We start from the raw sequence: 17,653 nt of genomic DNA, 5'->3' as shown, positions 1-17,653 counted from the left end.
ATGGGAATACGGTAAAATGCGCGTTTTCCCTCCGCCCTTTTCGGCCCGCGACGCCCGGCGCTCGCGGGCGGCGCCATTGCGATGCCCGTTATCGGCCCTCACGTATTGCGTAACAACCTGTTCGTCGCCCCGATGGCCGGGGTGACGGATCGTCCGTTCCGCCAGCTGTGCAAACGGCTGGGGGCCGGCTACGCCGTGTCCGAGATGGTCGCGTCCAACGCGCAGCTGTGGAAAAGCGCGAAGACGATGCGGCGCGCGAACCACGAAGGCGAAGTCGAGCCGATCGCGGTGCAGATCGCCGGCGCCGATCCGGCGATGATGGCCGAAGCGGCCCGCTACAACGTCGACAACGGCGCGCAGATCATCGACATCAACATGGGCTGCCCCGCGAAGAAGGTCTGCAACGTCGCGGCCGGCTCCGCGCTGCTGCAGAACGAGCCGCTCGTGCAGCGGATCGTCGAGGCCGTCGTCGCGGCGGTCGGCACCGGGCCCGATGCGGTGCCCGTCACGCTGAAGATCCGCACCGGCTGGGATCGCGAGCACAAGAACGCGATCACGGTCGCGCGCCTGGCCGAAGCAGCCGGCATCTCGATGCTCACCGTGCACGGCCGCACGCGCGCCGACCTGTACCGCGGCGACGCCGAATACGACACCATCGCGGCCGTGAAGGCGGCCGTGCGCATTCCGGTCGTCGCGAACGGCGACATCACGTCGCCCGCCAAGGCAAAGGCCGTGCTCGATGCAACCGGCGCCGACGCGCTGATGATCGGTCGTGCCGCGCAAGGCCGGCCGTGGCTGTTCCGCGAAATCGATCATTTCCTGCAAACCGGCGAGCTGCTGCCCCCGCCGCGGATCGACGAGATCCAGCACGTGATGAACGAACACCTGGAAGACCACTACGCGTTCTACGGTGAATTCACGGGGGTCCGTACTGCGCGCAAGCACATCGGCTGGTACACTCGCGGCCTTTCCGGTGCCAACGGGTTCCGGCACCGAATGAACACGCTCGATTCCACCCGCGAGCAGCTCGCCGCCGTCAATGCATTCTTCGAGGCGCAAAAGGCGCTGTCGGACCACCTCGTCTACGTCGATGACGATGCGGAAAACAGCCAGGGCGAGTCGGACGACCATAACCAGTTAGCAGCATGAGCAAGCACAACATCGAACAATGTGTCCGCGAGAGCCTGGACGTGTATTTCCGGGATCTAGACGGCTCCAATCCGCACGACGTCTATGAAATGGTGATGTCCTGCGTCGAAAAGCCGATGCTCGAGGTCGTGCTCGTACAGGCCGGCGGCAACCAGTCGCTCGCCGCCGAGTACCTCGGCATCAATCGCAATACGCTGCGCAAGAAGCTGCAGCAGCACGGCCTGCTGTAGGCGGCCGTCCCGTCCCCGTTTCCCTGGCTATTGGTGGTTCCATCATGATCAAGCAAGCGCTCATTTCCGTTTCCGACAAGACCGGCATCGTCGACTTCGCGAAGTCGCTGTCCGACCTCGGCGTCAAGCTGCTGTCGACGGGCGGCACCGCGAAACTCCTCGCCGACGCCGGCCTGCCCGTGACCGAAGTGGCCGATTACACCGGCTTCCCGGAAATGCTCGATGGGCGCGTGAAGACGCTGCACCCGAAGGTGCACGGCGGCATCCTCGCCCGCCGCGACCTGCCCGAGCACATGCAGGCGCTTGAACAGCACGGCATCCCGACGATCGACCTGCTGGTCGTGAACCTGTACCCGTTCGTCGCGACGATCGCGAAGGACGACTGCACGCTCGCCGACGCGATCGAGAACATCGACATCGGCGGCCCGACGATGCTGCGCTCGGCCGCGAAGAACCACCGCGACGTGACGGTCGTGGTCGACCCGGCCGACTATGCGGTCGTGCTCGACGAAATGAAGGCGAACGGCAACGCGATCGGCTACCCGACCAACTTCCGCCTCGCGACGAAGGTGTTCGCGCACACCGCGCAATACGACGGCGCGATCACGAACTACCTGACGAGCCTGACCGACGAGCTGCAGCACGCATCGCGCAGCGCATACCCGGCCACGCTCAACATGGCGTTCGACAAGGTGCAGGACCTGCGCTACGGCGAGAACCCGCACCAGAGCGCGGCGTTCTACCGCGACCTCGCGACGCCGGCCGGCGCGCTGGCGAACTATCGCCAGCTGCAGGGCAAGGAACTGTCGTACAACAACATCGCGGATTCGGACGCCGCGTGGGAATGCGTGAAGACGTTCGACGCGCCGGCCTGCGTGATCATCAAGCATGCGAACCCGTGCGGCGTCGCGGTCGGCAACGACTCGGCCGACGCGTATGCGAAGGCGTTCCAGACCGACCCGACCTCCGCGTTCGGCGGCATCATCGCGTTCAACCGCGAAGTCGACGAAGCGGCCGCTCAAGCGGTGGCGAAGCAGTTCGTCGAAGTGCTGATCGCACCGTCGTTCACGGACGCCGCGAAGCAGGTGTTCGCCGCGAAGCAGAACGTGCGCCTGCTGGAGATCGCACTCGGCGACGGCCACAACGCATTCGACCTGAAGCGCGTCGGCGGCGGCCTGCTCGTGCAATCGCTCGATTCGAAGAACGTGCAGCCGAGCGAGCTGCGCGTCGTCACGAAGCGCCAGCCGACCGCGAAGGAAATGGACGACCTGCTGTTCGCATGGCGCGTCGCGAAATACGTGAAGTCGAACGCGATCGTGTTCTGCGGCAACGGCATGACGCTCGGCGTCGGCGCCGGCCAGATGAGCCGCGTCGATTCCGCGCGCATCGCGAGCATCAAGGCGCAGAACGCGGGCCTCACGCTCGCCGGTTCGGCTGTCGCGTCGGATGCGTTTTTCCCGTTCCGCGATGGCCTCGACGTCGTCGTGGCGGCCGGCGCGACCTGCGTGATCCAGCCGGGCGGCTCGATGCGCGACGACGAAGTGATCGCGGCGGCCGACGAGCACGGCATCGCGATGATCCTGACGGGCGTACGCCACTTCCGTCACTGATCGCGGCATGCGGCCCGCGCGGCCGCAGCACGAGAACCCGGCGGCATCACCTCCGCCGGGTTTTTTATTGCGCGGCGCCTTCGCGCACGACCGCGCGACCGGCTTGCCGCACCATTCGTTGTAGTATCGCTGCATCACGCCATCCTCCTCACTCATGCGAATTCTCGGCATCGACCCCGGCCTGCGCGTCACCGGCTTCGGCGTCATCGACGTCAGCGGCCACCGGCTCGCCTATGTCACGAGCGGCGTGATCCGCACGCCGACGGCCGACCTCGCCACCCGGCTCGGCACGATCTTCCAGGGCGTCTCGACGATCGTGCGCGAACACGCACCCGACCAGGCCGCGATCGAAAAGGTGTTCGTCAACGTGAACCCGCAGTCGACGCTGCTGCTCGGCCAGGCGCGCGGCGCCGCGATCTGCGGGCTCGTCGCGGGCGGGCTGCCGGTCGCCGAATACACGGCGCTGCAGCTCAAGCAGGCCGTGGTCGGCTACGGCCGCGCGACCAAGACGCAGATGCAGGAAATGGTCACGCGTCTACTCAACCTGTCCGGCCAGCCGGGCTCGGACGCCGCCGACGCGCTCGGCATGGCGATCTGCCATGCGCACGGCGGCAACACGCTCAGCACGCTCGGCGGCCTCGCGCCGGCGCTCGCGCAGAAAGGGCTGCGCGTGCGGCGCGGCCGGCTGGTCGGCTGACGCCGGCGCGCATCGCGGCCCGGTAAGTCGGCTCGACTGGGTTGGCCGTCTTGGCCGCGTGGGCCGCCTTGACCGCTTTACCCGCGCCCGACACGGCCGCGACACGCGCCGCTTCGGCCTGACGGCCGCGCCCATCGGCATTGCGCCGCGCGTGCGCTACACTCGCGCTTTCTTCCTCGCATCCCGTCCTCCATGATCGGTCGCATCGCCGGCATCCTGCTCGAAAAGAACCCGCCTCATCTGCTCGTCGACTGCAACGGCGTCGGCTACGAAATCGACGTGCCGATGAGCACCTTCTACAACCTGCCCCAAACGGGCGAACGCGTCGTGCTGCTCACGCAGCAGATCGTCCGCGAGGACGCGCATCTGCTGTACGGCTTCCTGACGCCGCAGGAGCGCACGACCTTCCGCGAGCTGCTGAAGATCACCGGCATCGGCGCGCGCATGGCGCTCGCCGTGCTGTCCGGCATGAGCGTGCAGGAGCTCGCGCAGGCCGTGACGATGCAGGACGCCGCCCGCCTCACGCGCCTGCCCGGCATCGGCAAGAAGACGGCCGAGCGCCTGCTGCTCGAGCTGAAGGGCAAGCTCGGCGCCGACCTCGGCGCGCTCGCCGGCGCCGCGTCGCCGTCCGACCACGCGACCGACATCCTCAACGCGCTGCTGGCGCTCGGCTACTCCGAGAAGGAAGGCCTGGCCGCGATCAAGAACGTGCCGGCCGGCACCGGCGTGTCCGAAGGCATCAAGCTCGCGCTGAAGGCGCTGTCGAAGGCGTAACGCGCGGTCGATCCGACCGTCGAAGCCAGTGTCGCGCCGCCGCGCGGCACGCGCCAGTCAGCCGTTCGGCCAGGTGGTCCGGGTGCCGTCGCGCGGTACAATGACCGCATGATTGAAACCGACAAACTCGCCACCGAGCAGCGGATCATCGCCGCCACGCCCGCCTCGTCGCACGAGGAGGTGTTCGAACGTGCGTTGCGGCCGCGCCAGCTCGACGACTACGTCGGCCAGGAAAAGGTGCGCGGCCAGCTCGAGATCTTCATCGAAGCCGCGAAGCGCCGCGCCGAGCCGCTCGATCACGTGCTGCTGTTCGGGCCGCCGGGTCTCGGCAAGACGACGCTCGCACACATCATCGCGCGCGAGATGGGCGTGAATCTGCGTCAGACGTCGGGCCCCGTGCTCGAGCGCGCGGGCGATCTCGCCGCGCTGCTAACGAACCTCGAAGCGAACGACGTGCTGTTCATCGACGAGATCCACCGGCTGTCGCCGGTCGTCGAGGAAATCCTGTATCCGGCGCTCGAGGATTACCAGATCGACATCATGATCGGCGAAGGCCCGGCCGCGCGCAGCGTGAAGCTCGACCTGCAGCCGTTCACGCTGGTCGGCGCGACCACCCGCGCCGGGATGCTGACCAACCCGCTGCGCGATCGGTTCGGGATCGTCGCGCGCCTCGAGTTCTACGACGCCGAACAACTGTCGCGCATCGTGCGGCGCTCGGCGTCGCTGCTGAACGCGCAGATCGATCCGAACGGCGCGCTGGAAATCGCGAAGCGCGCGCGCGGCACGCCACGGATCGCGAACCGGCTGCTGCGCCGCGTGCGCGACTTCGCGGAAGTGAAGGCCGACGGCCAGATCACCGCGGCCGTTGCCGATGCCGCGCTCGCGATGCTCGACGTCGATCCGGTCGGCTTCGACCTGATGGACCGCAAGCTGCTCGAAGCGATCCTGTACAAGTTCGACGGCGGCCCGGTCGGCATCGACAACCTCGCGGCGGCGATCGGCGAGGAGCGCGACACGATCGAGGACGTGCTCGAACCGTACCTGATCCAGCAGGGCTTCCTGCAGCGCACGCCACGCGGTCGCGTCGCGACGCTGCTCACGTATCGCCACTTCGGGCTGTCGGTGCCCGATGCCCGCCGCACCGAACGCGACGAGTGGGATACCCCGGACGGGAAGTAATCCGTCGCCCGAGCCGCACCCGCCATGACGACGCCGCCCAGCCGCCACCCCACCACCGTGCCGGGCCCGCGCTGGGCGGAGCCGATCCGCAAGCGGCTCGTGGCGGGCATCACGCACCTGACGGCCGACGGCGGCGGCCCGTCGATCGATCTCTCGTCACCGCCTGGCGACCCGGGGCTGTTCGGTCCCGACGCCGTGTGCTGGCGCGTGCATGCCGATTTCACGTCGATGATGACGGGCGGCATCGCCGCGCTGCTGCTGCAGGCGCTCCACCCGCTCGCGCTCGCGGGCGTCTGGGATCATTCGTCGTTCCGCACCGACATCTTCGGCCGCTTGCGGCGCACCGCCACGTTCATCACGGGGACGACGTTCGGCAGCCGCGCGGACGCACTCGCGCTGATCGAGCGCGTGAAAGCGATCCATGCGCACATCTCGGGCAGCGCGCCGGACGGCCGGCCGTACCGCGCCGACGATCCGGCCTTGCTGACCTGGGTGCATGTCGCCGAAGTATCGAGTTTCCTCGGCGCGCATCTGCGTTACGTGAATCCGGCGCTGTCAGGCGAACTGCAGGACCGCTATTACGCGGAGACGGCGCTGGTCGCCGAGCTGCTCGGCGCCCGCGGAGTACCGCGTTCGCGCGCCGAGGTGGCTGCCTATCTCGCGCGCATGCGGCCCGAACTCGAAGCCGGGCCGCGTACGTTCGACGTGATGTCCATCCTGCTGAATGTGCCGGTCGCGAAGCCGGCGCTGCGCCCTGCCGCGTCGCTGGTGATGCATGCCGGGATCGACCTGCTGCCGCCGTGGGCGCAGCGCATGCTCCGTGTGTCGACGTTCGCGCCGTTGCGGCGCGCGGTGGTCCGGCCCGGCATACGCGCGATCGCGCCCGTGTTGCGCTGGGCGCTCGTGAACGGCGCGTCGAAGCGTGCGCGCCGCCGCGCGATGGCCGCCCCATCCGACGGCGCCCCGCCTGCCTGACGACCGTTCCCTCGCATCATTTCAATTTGCTGTCAAATACCTGTGACAAGCTGAAAAGCTTGCCCCCGCGCGTTCGCACGTCCTGCTCGTCCAGCACGCCCGTGACCCGCGCGGCGCCCTTCCCACCCGACCCGACGCCCCGATGCCCGCGATGCCACGCCTGCCGATCCGTTTCGCCCTTGCCGTCAGCCTGTTCACCGTCCTCGCCGCGTGCGGAGGCGACGAGGTCGCCGCCGTCGCGCGCATGGACGCGCAATCGCCGTCCGGCGGCACGTCGACGACGCCGGCTCCCACGCCGCAACCGGGCAAGTGGAAAGCCGCCCGCGCCGGCGACCTGATCGACGTGACGCTCGGCGATCTCCATCCGACGCAGGGTGCGATCGGCTACGACCAGATCTACTACAAGCTCGACCGCTACGAACGGCAGCCCGACAAGAAGTTCGACGACTTCTGCGCGGACGAAGGCCTCGGCGGCGTCGCATCGAGCGGCTACACGGCCCGATCGTCGCTGCGCGAACCGGCCAGCTACACGTGCGCGACGACCGCCCCGAACGCCCGCGACCGTTCGGTGCTGAAACCCGTCGTGATTGGCCCGAACGGCGGTGCGCTATATCTGACCGACGGCCACCACGGCCTGTCGACCTATTACGAGACGCCCGACGGCGGCCCGGCGCTGCACGTGCACGTCGTCGTCAAGGACAACCTCAGCGACTACTCGGGCGACGCGTTCTGGCAGCAGATGCAAAGCCGCGGCTATCTGCGCCTGAAGAACGGCGAAGGCAAGCCGATCACGACCGCGCAACTGCCGACCGGCCTCGGCCTGACACTCGGGATGACGAACGACCGCTATCGGTCGCTCATCTATTTCACGCGCGACATCGGCTACGGCAAGCCCGCGCAAGCGACCGACTACCTCGAGTTCTACTGGGCCGACTGGCTGCGCGCGCAGCCGGGCACGTTCGCGCTGGCCGGCTACGATCTGACGCGGCCCGGCGCGACCGATCCCGATCCGGCGAAGGCCGACACGGGCTACCTGAATGCAGTCTGGAATGCGTCGACGCGGATGGTCGCGGCCACGGACCCGGTGATCGACGGCAAGACGGGCGCCGACCTCGGGCGCGCCGATGCGATCAACGGCGGGAAGAAATACAGCAAGGGAGAATTCGACAAGCTGCGCCAGCCGATCACGGCCGACAAGCCCGGCAAGATCGCGTACGCGCTCGACTACAAGGCGCGTCACGGGCTGCCGCGGTAAGCGTCACGCCGGAAGAAAGCGCCCTCCCGGGCGAGCCATGCCGGGCGGGGTTGGCATGCTCAGAGCACCTTGCGGTACCCGTCGTCATCGGCGCTCGCGGCTTCGAGATGCGACACGTCGGCCCATCGCACGACCTGCGCGCGGCCATCCACGTAATCGACGACGTTGATGCTGGTGTTGAGCAGCTGATAGTTGCGCGGCGCCGACAGCTCGATCCCGTTCGCGAAGCGATACACGCAATCGAGCACGCCGCCGTGCGCGACGCATGCGATCCGGCCGCCCGGATGCGCGGCGACGATCGGTTCGAGCGCATGCAGCACGCGGTGATAGAACGCACGCTGCGACTCGCCGCCCTCCGGCGCGAAGCCCGGATCGCGCGTCTGCCACGCCGCATATGCGTCCGGAAACAGCGCCTCGATCTCGGTGCTGTCGTGCCCCTGGAATGCGCCGTACGAGCGTTCGCGCAGCCCTTCTCGCAGCAGCAACGGCAACCCGAGCACATCGGCAAACGGTTGGGCGGTCTGTTGCGCGCGCATCAGGTCGCTCGAATACACCGCGTCGATCCGCGCGCCGTCGCGCGCCTCGCGCCCGAGCCGCGCCGCGAGCCGCTGCGCCTGCGCGAGCCCCGTGTCGGCCAGCGGGATGTCGATATGCCCCTGGATACGCTTGATGCGATTCCAGGCCGTCTCGCCATGGCGGATGAAAAGAATCTGCGTGGTGGCCATCGCGGCGCGTCTCCGGGAAAGAATCAGGGCCGCACTTGCAGCCAGAACGTCACGGGGCCGTCGTTGACGAGCGACACCTGCATGTCGGCGCCGAACTCGCCCGTCTCGACGACGGGATGGCGCGCCCGCGCGGCCGCGACGAAATAGTCGAACAGCCGCGCGCCTTCGTCGGGCGGCGCGGCCGGCGTGAAGCTCGGACGCAGCCCGCTGTTGGTATCGGCCGCGAGCGTGAACTGCGACACGAGCAGCAGGCCGCCGGCACGGCCTTCACCGTCGATGTTCGATACCGGCAGGTTCATCTTGCCGGCTGCGTCGCTGAACACGCGGTAGCCGAGCAGCTTCGCGAGGAGCTTGTCGGCCGCGGCCTCGGTATCGCCGCGCTCCGCGCAGACCAGCGCGAGCAGGCCCGCGCCGATCTCGCCCGTCGTCCGGCCGCCGACGCGTACGTCGGCGCGCGTCACGCGCTGGATCAGCGCGATCATGCGGTCAGCGTGACGCGCGCGAAGCGGCGCTTGCCGACCTGCACGACGAACTCGCCGGCCTCGACCTTCAGGCCCTTGTCGGACACGATCGCGCCGTCGATCTTCACGCCGCCCTGCTCGATGTTGCGCAGCGCTTCGCTCGTCGACGGCACGAGACCGGCCTGCTTCAGCAACTGACCGATCGCCAGCGGCGCGCCGGCCAGCGTGACCGACGGAATGTCGTCCGGCACGCCGCCCTTCGCGCGGTGGTTGAAGTCGTCGAGCGCGCGCTCGGCGTCGGCCTGCGAGTGAAAGCGCGCGACGATTTCCTGCGCGAGCAGCACCTTGAAGTCGCGCGGATTGCGGCCGCCCTCGGCCTCGCGCTTGAAGCCGGCGATTTCATCGAGGCTGCGGAACGACAGCAACTCGAAGTAACGCCACATCAGCGTGTCCGAGATGCTCATCAGCTTGCCGAACATGTCGGTCGGCTTCTCGCTGATGCCGACGTAGTTGCCCTTCGACTTCGACATCTTCTCGACGCCGTCGAGGCCTTCGAGCAGTGGCATCGTCAGGATGCACTGCTGTTCCTGGCCGTACTGCTTCTGCAGTTCGCGGCCGACCAGCAGGTTGAACTTCTGGTCGGTGCCGCCGAGTTCGAGATCGGCGTTCAGCGCGACCGAATCGTAGCCCTGCATCAGCGGGTACAGGAATTCGTGGATCGAGATCGGCACGCCGCCCTGGAAGCGCTTCGTGAAATCCTCGCGCTCGAGGATCCGCGCGACCGTGTAGCGCGACGCGAGCTTGATCATTCCGTCCGCGCCGAGCGGCATCGACCATTCGCTGTTGTAGCGGATCTCGGTCTTGTCGCGGTCGAGCACGAGCGCGGCCTGCTCGAAGTAGGTCTTCGCGTTCGATTCGATCTGCTCGCGCGTGAGCGGCGGACGCGTCGCGTTGCGGCCCGACGGATCGCCGATCAGCGACGTGAAATCGCCGATCAGGAAGATCACCGTATGGCCGAGGTCCTGCAGCTGGCGCATCTTGTTCAGCACGACCGTATGGCCGATGTGGATGTCCGGCGCGGTCGGATCGAGGCCGAGCTTGATGCGAAGCGGCTTGCCGGTGGCTGCGCTGCGCGCGAGCTTCTGCGCGAACTCTTCCTCGATCAGCAGCTCGTCGACGCCGCGCTTCGTGACGGCGAGCGCATGCCGGACTTCATCGGTGATCGGGAAAACGGGCTTGGAACTGGGTTCGGTGCTCATCGGGGCCAGGAAGAATGTCGCAAAAACAGGGATTTTCCCATAACTTGCGCGCGCATCGCTTAACGACGCGTCACGTTGCGCGGATAATCGGGCGCAAGGCGCGCGGCACCGGCCCGCGCCGCACGATCCAGGAGAACCCAACGTGCCGCAACGACCGCCGCAGAATGCCCATCCGGCAGACGGCATCTACTTCGGGCTGATGTCGGGAACCAGCATGGACGGCGTCGACGGCGTCGCCGTGCGTTTCGAGGCCGGCCGCGCGCCGGTCGTGCTCGCGGAAGCGTTCGTCGGCTTCGCGCAATCGCTGCGCGACGCGCTGTTCGCGCTGCAGCAGCCCGGCGACGACGAGATCGACCGCGAATCGCTCGCGGCGAATGCGCTCGTCACGCGCTATGCGGTGTGCTGCCATGAACTGCAGCGCACGGCCGGGCTGTCGCGCGACGAGATCCGCGCGATCGGCGTGCACGGCCAGACGGTGCGCCATCGCCCCGAGCGCGGCTATACGCGCCAGCTCAACAATCCGGCGCTGCTCGCCGAGCTGACCCAGATCGACGTGATCGCCGATTTCCGCAGCCGCGACGTCGCCGCCGGCGGCCACGGCGCGCCGCTCGCGCCGGCCTTCCACGCGACGGTGTTCGGCGCGCCGGGCGAAACGCGGGTCGTCTGCAATCTCGGCGGGATCAGCAACATCACGATCCTGCCCGGCGGGGACGGCGACGTGCGCGGCTTCGACTGCGGCCCCGCGAATGCGCTGATCGACGCATGGGCCACCCGCCATCTGGGCAAGCCGTACGACGACGGCGGCAAGTTCGCCGCACGCGGCACCGTCCACGCGCCGCTGCTCGACGCGCTGCTCGACGAACCGTATTTCACCGCGCCGCCGCCGAAAAGCACCGGACGCGACCTGTTCAATCCCGCGTGGCTCGATGCAAAGCTCGCCGCGTTCCCGCAGGTTGCGCCGGAGGATGTGCAAGCGACGCTCACCGCGCTGACCGCCGTGTCGGTCGCACGCGAAATCGCGCAGCACGCGCCAGGCTGCAAGGCCGTGTTCGTATGCGGCGGCGGCGCACGCAATCCTGTGCTGCTCGATGCGCTCCGGCACGCACTGCGCGAGGCCGGCGTGCCGGCCACCGTCGACACGACGGCCGCGCTCGGCGTGCCGCCGCAGCAGGTCGAAGCGCTCGCGTTCGCGTGGCTCGCGTACCGCTTCACCGCGCGCCAGCCCGGCAATCTCGCGACGGTCACCGGCGCAGCCGGCAACCGCGTGCTCGGCGCGCTCTATCCGCGCTGATGCGATACGCGCCGCGCGACGGGCGCCGTCGCGCGAGCGCGCATAAAAAAAACGGGGCATGAAGCCCCGTTTTTCATGCCGGCGAACCGGCGCGGATCTGCCGTGCGCTCAGACCGAGAACGACGAGCCGCACCCGCAGGTGGTGGTCGCGTTCGGGTTCTTGATCACGAACTGGGCGCCGTTGAGGTCGTCCTTGTAGTCGATCTCGGCGCCGACCAGGTACTGGTAGCTCATCGAGTCGATCAGGAGCTGGACGCCGTTCTTGTTCATCACGGTGTCGTCCTCGTTGACTTCCTCGTCGAACGTGAAGCCATACTGGAAGCCGGAGCAGCCGCCACCCTGCACGAACACGCGCAGCTTGAGGTCGGGATTGCCCTCTTCGTCGATCAGTTGCTTGACCTTGTCGGCCGCGGCGTCGGTGAAGACGAACGGCAGCGGCATATCGGTCGTCGTTGCTGCGGATTCGGTAACAGCGTTCATTCGAACTCTCCAAAAAGCTTTAGCCGCTATTGTAGGGCCGATCAGAAGATCGTGCTGAAGTCCATGAAATCAATAGGTTCTTGTCGATTTCATCAAACGCGCCCGCGCCGGGGCCGCTGCGGCGGCCCGGAAGCGGGCATAAAAAAACCGCCAGCGTGAAAGCTGGCGGTTTTTCCGGCGGACGCCGCCCGGAAGCGGCGAGGCCATGAAGCGGAATTAACGCTTCGAGAACTGCTTTGCGCGGCGTGCCTTGCGCAGACCGACTTTCTTACGCTCGACTTCACGCGCATCGCGCGTGACGAAGCCTGCGCTCGACAGCGACGGCTTCAGCGTCGCATCGTAGTCGATCAGTGCACGGGTGATGCCGTGGCGCACTGCGCCTGCCTGACCCGTTTCGCCGCCGCCGTTGACGTTCACCTTGATGTCGAACGTCTGGCCGTGGTTCGTGAGTTCCAGCGGTTGACGCACGATCATCAGCGACGTTTCGCGCGAGAAGTAGTCAGCGATGGGCTTGCCGTTGACGATGATGTCGCCCTTGCCAGCCTTGATGAAGACACGTGCGACTGCGCTCTTGCGGCGGCCCGTACCGTAGTTCCAGTTACCGATCATGTGGGTCCCCTTAGATCTCGAGCGCCTTCGGCTGTTGAGCCGAGTGCGGATGCGTCGCTTCTGCGTAGACCTTCAGCTTCTTGATCATCGCGTAACCGAGCGGGCCCTTCGGCAGCATGCCCTTGACCGCCTTCTCGAGCGCGCGGCCCGGGAAGCGTTCCTGCATCTTGCCGAACGTCGTTTCATAGATACCGCCCGGGTAGCCCGAGTGACGGTAGTACTTCTTGTCCAGCGTCTTGTTGCCCGTGACCTTCAACTTGCTCGCGTTGATGATGATGATGAAATCACCAGTGTCGACGTGCGGGGTGAACTCAGGCTTGTGCTTGCCGCGCAGACGGCGTGCCACTTCGCTGGCAACACGGCCGAGAACCTTATCCGTCGCGTCAATCACGTACCATTCGCGCGTCACCTCATGGGCTTTTGCGGAAAACGTCTTCATGATCGATCCAAAAAAAATGCTTTGCCCGATGTGTTCTTCCTGCTTGTCTGTGTGCGCTTCGAGGCGCGGTGCAGGCTCTCCCTGTTCTTTTTCCGTGGGCATGAATGCGGAAAAGCCCTGAATTATAAAGGAAATACGGCTGCGTGGTCAAAGAGAATCCACGCCCCGTGTTCGCGGCGGCCGAAATGGGCCAAAATCCGGTCGTGCTCCGACAAACCAGGCGAACCGAGCGCCTGAGGCGGCACCCCTCGACGCGCGGCACATGACCTTGCCGCGCCAGACCGGCCGAACCCGAAAAACAACAAACCAGCATGATGAAACAACGACTTACGCCCTTCCTCGCGGCCGCCCTGCTGGCCGCCGCGGCGCCCGCCGTCGCCGCCTCCGGCTGCGAAGCCAAGCTCGACGCGCTCGATGCACGCATCGCCGAAGCCCGAACCGCCCATGCCGAAGACCGTATCGTGCGCCTGCGCGCGGTGCGCGAACGCGTCCGCCACTTCTGCGCACGCGGCCACGCGCCGGCCGCCCAGGCACCGGCTGCGGAGGCCGACTCGCGCGGCACGCCGCCGGACGCGAGCTCTCAGCCGGCCGCGCGACAGCCCGCGTGACGGTGCCGGCGCGCGCAAGCCGCGCGCCGATGCTTGCATGGGACGAAAAAAAGCCCGAACGGCTGGTTCGGGCTTAATCCACCTTAGGAGGAGGGTGGAGGAGACATTCGGAGGTTGCCGCAGCGCGACAACCAATGAGGCTCATTATACGAATGCCCGACCGACTCCACAAGAAAATTTGCATTGCGAAATCATATCCCACGATACGGGATCTCCGCGAGCGAGCTTACAGGATTGAATTTCTATTTAAAATCAATTACATAAGCAAGCCTCACACGACCTGGAATCTCCCACACCTAGAGCAAAACCCCTAAATTCAACAAGGAAATCGCCGCTCGCCGCCCCGCTCGCGCGGCGCCGGCATTGCACGTCGTGCAGCGCATCAGCCGACCGTTGCGCCGCGGGCTACAATGCCGGATCGAATCCGAATCAGGCAACGCTGGAGTGCAAGCATGGAATGCAAAGTAAGCTGGATGGGCCAGGACGGCATGGCGTTTTCCGCCGAGACCGGCAGCGGGCATCTCGTCACGATGGACGGCGCGCCCGAAGGCGGCGGCCACAACCTCGCGCCGCGTCCGATGGAGATGGTGCTGCTCGGCACCGGCGGCTGCACGGCTTATGACGTCGTGCTGATCCTGAAGAAGAGCCGCCAGGAAGTGAGCGGCTGCTCGGTCACGCTGAAGGCCGAGCGCGCGAGCGAAGATCCGAAGGTGTTCACGAAGGTGCACTTCCACTTCACGGTCACCGGCCGCAATCTGAACCCGGCCACGGTCGAGCGCGCGATCAACCTGTCGCACGACAAGTATTGCTCCGCGTCGATCATGATCGCGAAGACGGCCGAACTCACGCATTCGTTCGACATCGTCGCCGCCTGACCGCACGGCGCGCGCATTGAAAAAGGGCCGGCGCTCCGCAGGGAGCGCCGGCCCTTTCGCATTCGAACGGCAAAGCAGGCCGATAAGCCGGATTCTGTGCACGCCGCGCGCCGAAGCGCGCAACGCGTGGCAGTCATTCCTCTAGGCGCGCCATTGCTGACGCGCTCAAGCTTCCTACCCGCAGACGAGACGGGGGCCCCGTCCTGCATCCGAAAATGCGCGCCTGCCTACTTGGAATTGCTCCGGGTGGAGGTTACCGTGCCGGCGAACGTCGCCGTCGCCGCGGTGCGCTCTTACCGCACCGTTTCACCCTTACCTGATCCCGGCTTGCGCCGGGCCATCGGCGGTTTGCTTTCTGTTGCCCTGTTCCGCGTGTCGCCACGGATGGCCGTTAGCCATCACCCTGCCCTGTGGAGTCCGGACTTTCCTCGCCCCCGCGCGCCCGAAGGCGGCGAAGCCGCGACTGCCTAGCCTGCTTTGCGACGCGCATTCTAGCACCGCGCGCCGCGGTCGGCAGCGCGCGAGCCGCCGCCACGGCGAAACACGGCCGGATCGACGCGACCGGGTTCGCGCGGCGGCGCGCCGCTCACGCGAGTTTCCAGCCGATCGTCTCGCCGCCGCGCAGCGGCACGACCGGCGTATCGCCCGCGAAGATCTCGCGCGGCAGTTCCCACGCCTCGCGGCGCAGCGTGACCGTCTCGGCGCTGCGCGGCAGCCCGTAGAAATCGGCGCCGAAGAAGCTCGCGAACCCTTCCAGCTTGTCGAGCGCGCCGGCGGTGTCGAATGCTTCCGCGTACAGTTCGAGCGCGTGCAGCGCCGTGTAGCAGCCCGCGCAGCCGCACGCGGTTTCCTTCGCGCCGCGCGCATGCGGCGCGCTGTCGGTGCCGAGGAAGAAGCGCGGGTTGCCCGACGTCGCGGCCTCGACCAGCGCCACGCGATGCGTCTCGCGCTTGAGCACCGGCAGGCAGTAGTAATGCGGGCGAATCCCGCCGACGAACAGCGCATTGCGGTTGTACAGCAGGTGATGCGCGGTGATCGTCGCGCCGAGCAGGCCGGGCGCCGCGTCGGCATCGCGCACGTAGTCGGCCGCGTCCTTCGTCGTGATGTGTTCGAACACGACCTTCAGGCCGGGGAAGTCGCGGCGCAGCGGCGTCATCACGCGGTCGATGAACACCTTTTCGCGGTCGAACAGGTCGATCGACGCATCGGTCACCTCGCCGTGCACGAGCAGCGGCATGCCGGTTTCCTGCATCGCCTCGAGCGTCTTCGCGCATTTCGCGAGATCGGTGACGCCGTGGTCGGAATTCGTCGTAGCGCCTGCCGGGTACAGCTTCACGCCGTGCACGAAGCCGCTTTCGCGAGCGCGGCGGATTTCGTCGGGCGGCGTGTTGTCGGTCAGGTACAGCGTCATCAGCGGTTCGAACGTCATCCCGGCCGGCAACGCGGCGAGGATGCGCTCGCGATAGGCCTGCGCCTGCGCGGTGGTCGTGACCGGCGGCTTCAGGTTCGGCATGACGATGGCGCGGCCGAACTGGCGGGCCGTGTGCGGCAGCACGGCAGCGAGCATGTCGCCGTCGCGCAGGTGCAGGTGCCAGTCGTCGGGACGGGCGAGCGAAAGCGTCGCCGGGGAAGAAGCGTTCGAGGCAGTCATAGGAGGCGTCGTGAGGAACGGGCTTGCGAACGGCGGGGCCGGAACGCGCGTGCGCGGGCCGATTGACGGCAAACCGCAACACGGGGCCTTTGGCCAGCGGAATCCGCTTTTTACCGCTCTGGGCTCGGTGATATGCTAGAAGCCGCATTGTACCGGGGTTCGCCCGGTTCGTTACCCTGCTTCAGCCTGCCGCCCCACGTAAAATGTGCCAACTCCTTGGAATGAACTGCGCCGCGCCGACGGACGTCACATTCTCCTTCACAGGTTTCGCGGCCCGGGGCGGGCTCACCGATCACCATGCCGACGGCTGGGGCATCGCGTTCTTCGAGGACAAGGCCTGTCGCCTCTTCGTCGATCACCAGGCATCGGCCACGTCGCCGCTCGCCGAAATGGTGAAGCGCTACCCCATCAAGTCCAAGAACACGATCGCGCACATCCGCAAGGCGACGCAAGGGCACATCCTCCTCGAGAACAGCCATCCGTTCATGCGCGAGCTGTGGGGACGGCACTGGATCTTCGCGCATAACGGCGACCTGCAGGACTACGCGCCGGACATGGACGGCAGCGTCTACCATCCGGTCGGCACGACCGACAGCGAACAGGCGTTCTGCGTGCTGATGCAGGGGCTGCGTCAAGCCTTTCCGGGTGCGCAGCCGCCGCTGCCCGAACTGTTCGAGCGGGTCGGCGAACTGACGCGCGGCATCACCGATCACGGCGTGTTCAATTTCCTGATGTCGAACGGCCAGGCGCTCTTCGCGCACTGCTCGACGCGGCTGCACTATCTCGTGCGGCGCTGGCCGTTCTCGACCGCGCATCTCGTCGACGAAGACCTGTCGATCGACTTCGCGAAATACACGACGCCCGAGGATCGCGTCGCGGTGATCGCGACGCAGCCGCTCACCGACAACGAAGTCTGGACCGCATTCGAGCCGGGCGAGCTGATCATGTTCCAGTGCGGCGACGTCGCCGCGCGGATGCGGATTCCGGTGCCCGAACGCGTGCTCGAGAAGCTGCGCAACCCGTCGCTCGACGCGTCGGCGTCCGCGCCGCGCACGGCGGTGCGCGAAGCGCTCGCCACCGCGGCCGACGTCGATTCCGACGACGCGATCGATTTCTGACGCGCGGCATCGGCCGCGTCCGCTTCCTGCTTGCTTTCTGCTTGCCGCGCGCGTCGCACGATGCGACGACGAGGCCCATCATCAACGCAAATCGCCTCGCGCCGGCCAATACGGTTTCATTTCGCCCACCGCCCGGCGCAACGAATCGACGCCACGCAACATTCGCTTGATTTTATTAATTTACAAGTGAAAATAAGTAAAAGGCGAAGCGAACAAAATAACCGTCAATTAAAACGAAAATCCCGGGCCCGCATTTTATCGCGCCTCA

Annotated in this window: 19 protein-coding genes and 1 other RNA gene; 12 read left to right on the top strand and 8 right to left on the bottom strand. The window is 66.9% G+C overall.

Annotated elements, in window-relative coordinates; translation table 11 throughout:
• The first annotated feature begins 81 nt into the window (after positions 1 to 81).
• The 8 genes from dusB (at position 82) to CFB89_RS03040 (ending at position 7,869) form a co-directional block, all read left to right on the top strand.
• Positions 82 to 1,149, top strand: coding sequence for a tRNA dihydrouridine synthase DusB (dusB, locus tag CFB89_RS03075; RefSeq protein ID WP_069616741.1), 1,068 nt, complete (start codon positions 82 to 84; stop codon positions 1,147 to 1,149).
• The gene (locus tag CFB89_RS03070) at positions 1,146 to 1,379 is read left to right on the top strand and encodes a Fis family transcriptional regulator (protein WP_006476892.1); all 234 of its coding nucleotides are present in this window, start codon (positions 1,146 to 1,148) and stop codon (positions 1,377 to 1,379) included. The genes dusB and CFB89_RS03070 overlap by 4 nt, the downstream gene beginning before the upstream one ends.
• Positions 1,380 to 1,423: 44 nt before the next feature.
• Entirely contained in the window at positions 1,424 to 2,989 is a 1,566-nt protein-coding gene (purH, locus tag CFB89_RS03065; RefSeq protein WP_089466691.1) for a bifunctional phosphoribosylaminoimidazolecarboxamide formyltransferase/IMP cyclohydrolase, read from the top strand.
• 154 nt (positions 2,990 to 3,143) lie between these two features.
• Positions 3,144 to 3,686, top strand: coding sequence for a crossover junction endodeoxyribonuclease RuvC (gene ruvC / locus CFB89_RS03060; RefSeq protein ID WP_006476894.1), 543 nt, complete (start codon positions 3,144 to 3,146; stop codon positions 3,684 to 3,686).
• A gap of 192 nt (positions 3,687 to 3,878) precedes the next feature.
• Positions 3,879 to 4,460, top strand: a complete 582-nt coding sequence (gene ruvA, locus CFB89_RS03055) for a Holliday junction branch migration protein RuvA (protein ID WP_021162490.1) — start codon at positions 3,879 to 3,881, stop codon at positions 4,458 to 4,460.
• Between the two features lie 108 nt (positions 4,461 to 4,568).
• Complete coding sequence (ruvB, locus tag CFB89_RS03050) at positions 4,569 to 5,639, top strand: Holliday junction branch migration DNA helicase RuvB (RefSeq protein ID WP_089466690.1); 1,071 nt, start codon at positions 4,569 to 4,571, stop codon at positions 5,637 to 5,639.
• 24 nt (positions 5,640 to 5,663) lie between these two features.
• Positions 5,664 to 6,614, top strand: a complete 951-nt coding sequence (locus tag CFB89_RS03045; protein WP_089466689.1) for an oxygenase MpaB family protein — start codon at positions 5,664 to 5,666, stop codon at positions 6,612 to 6,614.
• 151 nt (positions 6,615 to 6,765) lie between these two features.
• Positions 6,766 to 7,869: a ParB/Srx family N-terminal domain-containing protein gene (locus tag CFB89_RS03040; protein ID WP_373559852.1), complete on the top strand. Its 1,104-nt coding sequence runs from the start codon at positions 6,766 to 6,768 to the stop codon at positions 7,867 to 7,869.
• Between the two features lie 59 nt (positions 7,870 to 7,928).
• Here CFB89_RS03040 and CFB89_RS03035 read toward each other — a convergent pair whose 3' ends face one another.
• The 3 genes from CFB89_RS03035 to tyrS are packed head-to-tail and all read right to left on the bottom strand — an operon-like array spanning position 7,929 to position 10,314.
• Complete coding sequence (locus CFB89_RS03035) at positions 7,929 to 8,594, bottom strand: histidine phosphatase family protein (protein ID WP_089466687.1); 666 nt, start codon at positions 8,592 to 8,594, stop codon at positions 7,929 to 7,931.
• Between the two features lie 23 nt (positions 8,595 to 8,617).
• Positions 8,618 to 9,076, bottom strand: coding sequence for a D-aminoacyl-tRNA deacylase (gene dtd / locus CFB89_RS03030; protein WP_006483442.1), 459 nt, complete (start codon positions 9,074 to 9,076; stop codon positions 8,618 to 8,620).
• On the bottom strand, positions 9,073 to 10,314 hold the full coding sequence (gene tyrS, locus CFB89_RS03025; RefSeq protein WP_089466686.1) for a tyrosine--tRNA ligase: 1,242 nt from the start codon (positions 10,312 to 10,314) through the stop codon (positions 9,073 to 9,075). The genes dtd and tyrS overlap by 4 nt, the downstream gene beginning before the upstream one ends.
• 142 nt (positions 10,315 to 10,456) lie before the next feature.
• On the opposite strand from tyrS, the gene CFB89_RS03020 reads away from it, so the two are divergent.
• Entirely contained in the window at positions 10,457 to 11,605 is a 1,149-nt protein-coding gene (locus CFB89_RS03020) for an anhydro-N-acetylmuramic acid kinase (protein ID WP_089466685.1), read from the top strand.
• 108 nt (positions 11,606 to 11,713) lie between these two features.
• Here the strand turns inward: CFB89_RS03020 and erpA are convergent, their stop codons facing one another.
• The 3 genes from erpA to rplM all read right to left on the bottom strand — a co-directional run bounded on the left by erpA (position 11,714) and on the right by rplM (position 13,133).
• Complete coding sequence (gene erpA, locus CFB89_RS03015) at positions 11,714 to 12,085, bottom strand: iron-sulfur cluster insertion protein ErpA (protein ID WP_006759918.1); 372 nt, start codon at positions 12,083 to 12,085, stop codon at positions 11,714 to 11,716.
• Positions 12,086 to 12,301: 216 nt separating this feature from the next.
• Complete coding sequence (gene rpsI, locus CFB89_RS03010) at positions 12,302 to 12,694, bottom strand: 30S ribosomal protein S9 (protein ID WP_006476904.1); 393 nt, start codon at positions 12,692 to 12,694, stop codon at positions 12,302 to 12,304.
• Positions 12,695 to 12,704: 10 nt separating this feature from the next.
• Complete coding sequence (rplM, locus tag CFB89_RS03005) at positions 12,705 to 13,133, bottom strand: 50S ribosomal protein L13 (RefSeq protein WP_009687896.1); 429 nt, start codon at positions 13,131 to 13,133, stop codon at positions 12,705 to 12,707.
• Between the two features lie 311 nt (positions 13,134 to 13,444).
• Between rplM and CFB89_RS03000 the strand changes: the two genes are divergently transcribed.
• On the top strand, positions 13,445 to 13,741 hold the full coding sequence (locus CFB89_RS03000) for a DUF1090 family protein (protein ID WP_089466684.1): 297 nt from the start codon (positions 13,445 to 13,447) through the stop codon (positions 13,739 to 13,741).
• A gap of 410 nt (positions 13,742 to 14,151) precedes the next feature.
• Positions 14,152 to 14,616, top strand: coding sequence for an OsmC family protein (locus tag CFB89_RS02995; RefSeq protein WP_074801272.1), 465 nt, complete (start codon positions 14,152 to 14,154; stop codon positions 14,614 to 14,616).
• A 67-nt stretch (positions 14,617 to 14,683) separates the two neighbouring features.
• Here the strand turns inward: CFB89_RS02995 and rnpB are convergent.
• An RNA gene (gene rnpB / locus CFB89_RS02990) (RNase P RNA component class A) lies at positions 14,684 to 15,095 on the bottom strand.
• 107 nt (positions 15,096 to 15,202) lie between these two features.
• On the bottom strand, positions 15,203 to 16,267 hold the full coding sequence (pyrC, locus tag CFB89_RS02985; RefSeq protein ID WP_089466683.1) for a dihydroorotase: 1,065 nt from the start codon (positions 16,265 to 16,267) through the stop codon (positions 15,203 to 15,205).
• A 203-nt stretch (positions 16,268 to 16,470) separates the two neighbouring features.
• Here pyrC and CFB89_RS02980 point away from each other — a divergent pair, with 203 nt between their 5' ends.
• Positions 16,471 to 17,385 carry a class II glutamine amidotransferase gene (locus CFB89_RS02980; protein ID WP_089466682.1) on the top strand — a complete coding sequence of 305 codons (915 nt, stop codon included), beginning with the start codon at positions 16,471 to 16,473 and terminating at the stop codon, positions 17,383 to 17,385.
• Positions 17,386 to 17,653 lie beyond the last annotated feature (268 nt).

Origin of the sequence: Burkholderia sp. AU16741 (assembly GCF_002223345.1) — a bacterium.
GTDB classification, from domain to species: Bacteria; Pseudomonadota; Gammaproteobacteria; order Burkholderiales; family Burkholderiaceae; genus Burkholderia; species Burkholderia sola.
This window is presented reverse-complemented; position numbering and strand designations above follow the sequence as displayed.

Bases quoted from the DNA above. Each gene is read 5' to 3' on its own strand.
- CFB89_RS03070 (WP_006476892.1), top strand. From the start codon at position 1,146: ATGAGCAAGCACAACATCGAACAATGTGTCCGCGAGAGCCTGGACGTG.
- dtd (WP_006483442.1), bottom strand. From the start codon at position 9,076: ATGATCGCGCTGATCCAGCGCGTGACGCGCGCCGACGTACGCGTCGGC.
- CFB89_RS03000 (WP_089466684.1), top strand. From the start codon at position 13,445: ATGATGAAACAACGACTTACGCCCTTCCTCGCGGCCGCCCTGCTGGCC.
- CFB89_RS03045 (WP_089466689.1), top strand. From the start codon at position 5,664: ATGACGACGCCGCCCAGCCGCCACCCCACCACCGTGCCGGGCCCGCGC.
- pyrC (WP_089466683.1), bottom strand. From the start codon at position 16,267: ATGACTGCCTCGAACGCTTCTTCCCCGGCGACGCTTTCGCTCGCCCGT.
- ruvC (WP_006476894.1), top strand. From the start codon at position 3,144: ATGCGAATTCTCGGCATCGACCCCGGCCTGCGCGTCACCGGCTTCGGC.
- erpA (WP_006759918.1), bottom strand. From the start codon at position 12,085: ATGAACGCTGTTACCGAATCCGCAGCAACGACGACCGATATGCCGCTG.
- CFB89_RS03040 (WP_373559852.1), top strand. From the start codon at position 6,766: ATGCCACGCCTGCCGATCCGTTTCGCCCTTGCCGTCAGCCTGTTCACC.
- rplM (WP_009687896.1), bottom strand. From the start codon at position 13,133: ATGAAGACGTTTTCCGCAAAAGCCCATGAGGTGACGCGCGAATGGTAC.
- CFB89_RS02995 (WP_074801272.1), top strand. From the start codon at position 14,152: ATGCCGGATCGAATCCGAATCAGGCAACGCTGGAGTGCAAGCATGGAA.
- dusB (WP_069616741.1), top strand. From the start codon at position 82: ATGCCCGTTATCGGCCCTCACGTATTGCGTAACAACCTGTTCGTCGCC.
- rpsI (WP_006476904.1), bottom strand. From the start codon at position 12,694: ATGATCGGTAACTGGAACTACGGTACGGGCCGCCGCAAGAGCGCAGTC.
- tyrS (WP_089466686.1), bottom strand. From the start codon at position 10,314: ATGAGCACCGAACCCAGTTCCAAGCCCGTTTTCCCGATCACCGATGAA.
- CFB89_RS03035 (WP_089466687.1), bottom strand. From the start codon at position 8,594: ATGGCCACCACGCAGATTCTTTTCATCCGCCATGGCGAGACGGCCTGG.
- purH (WP_089466691.1), top strand. From the start codon at position 1,424: ATGATCAAGCAAGCGCTCATTTCCGTTTCCGACAAGACCGGCATCGTC.
- CFB89_RS02980 (WP_089466682.1), top strand. From the start codon at position 16,471: ATGTGCCAACTCCTTGGAATGAACTGCGCCGCGCCGACGGACGTCACA.
- ruvB (WP_089466690.1), top strand. From the start codon at position 4,569: ATGATTGAAACCGACAAACTCGCCACCGAGCAGCGGATCATCGCCGCC.
- ruvA (WP_021162490.1), top strand. From the start codon at position 3,879: ATGATCGGTCGCATCGCCGGCATCCTGCTCGAAAAGAACCCGCCTCAT.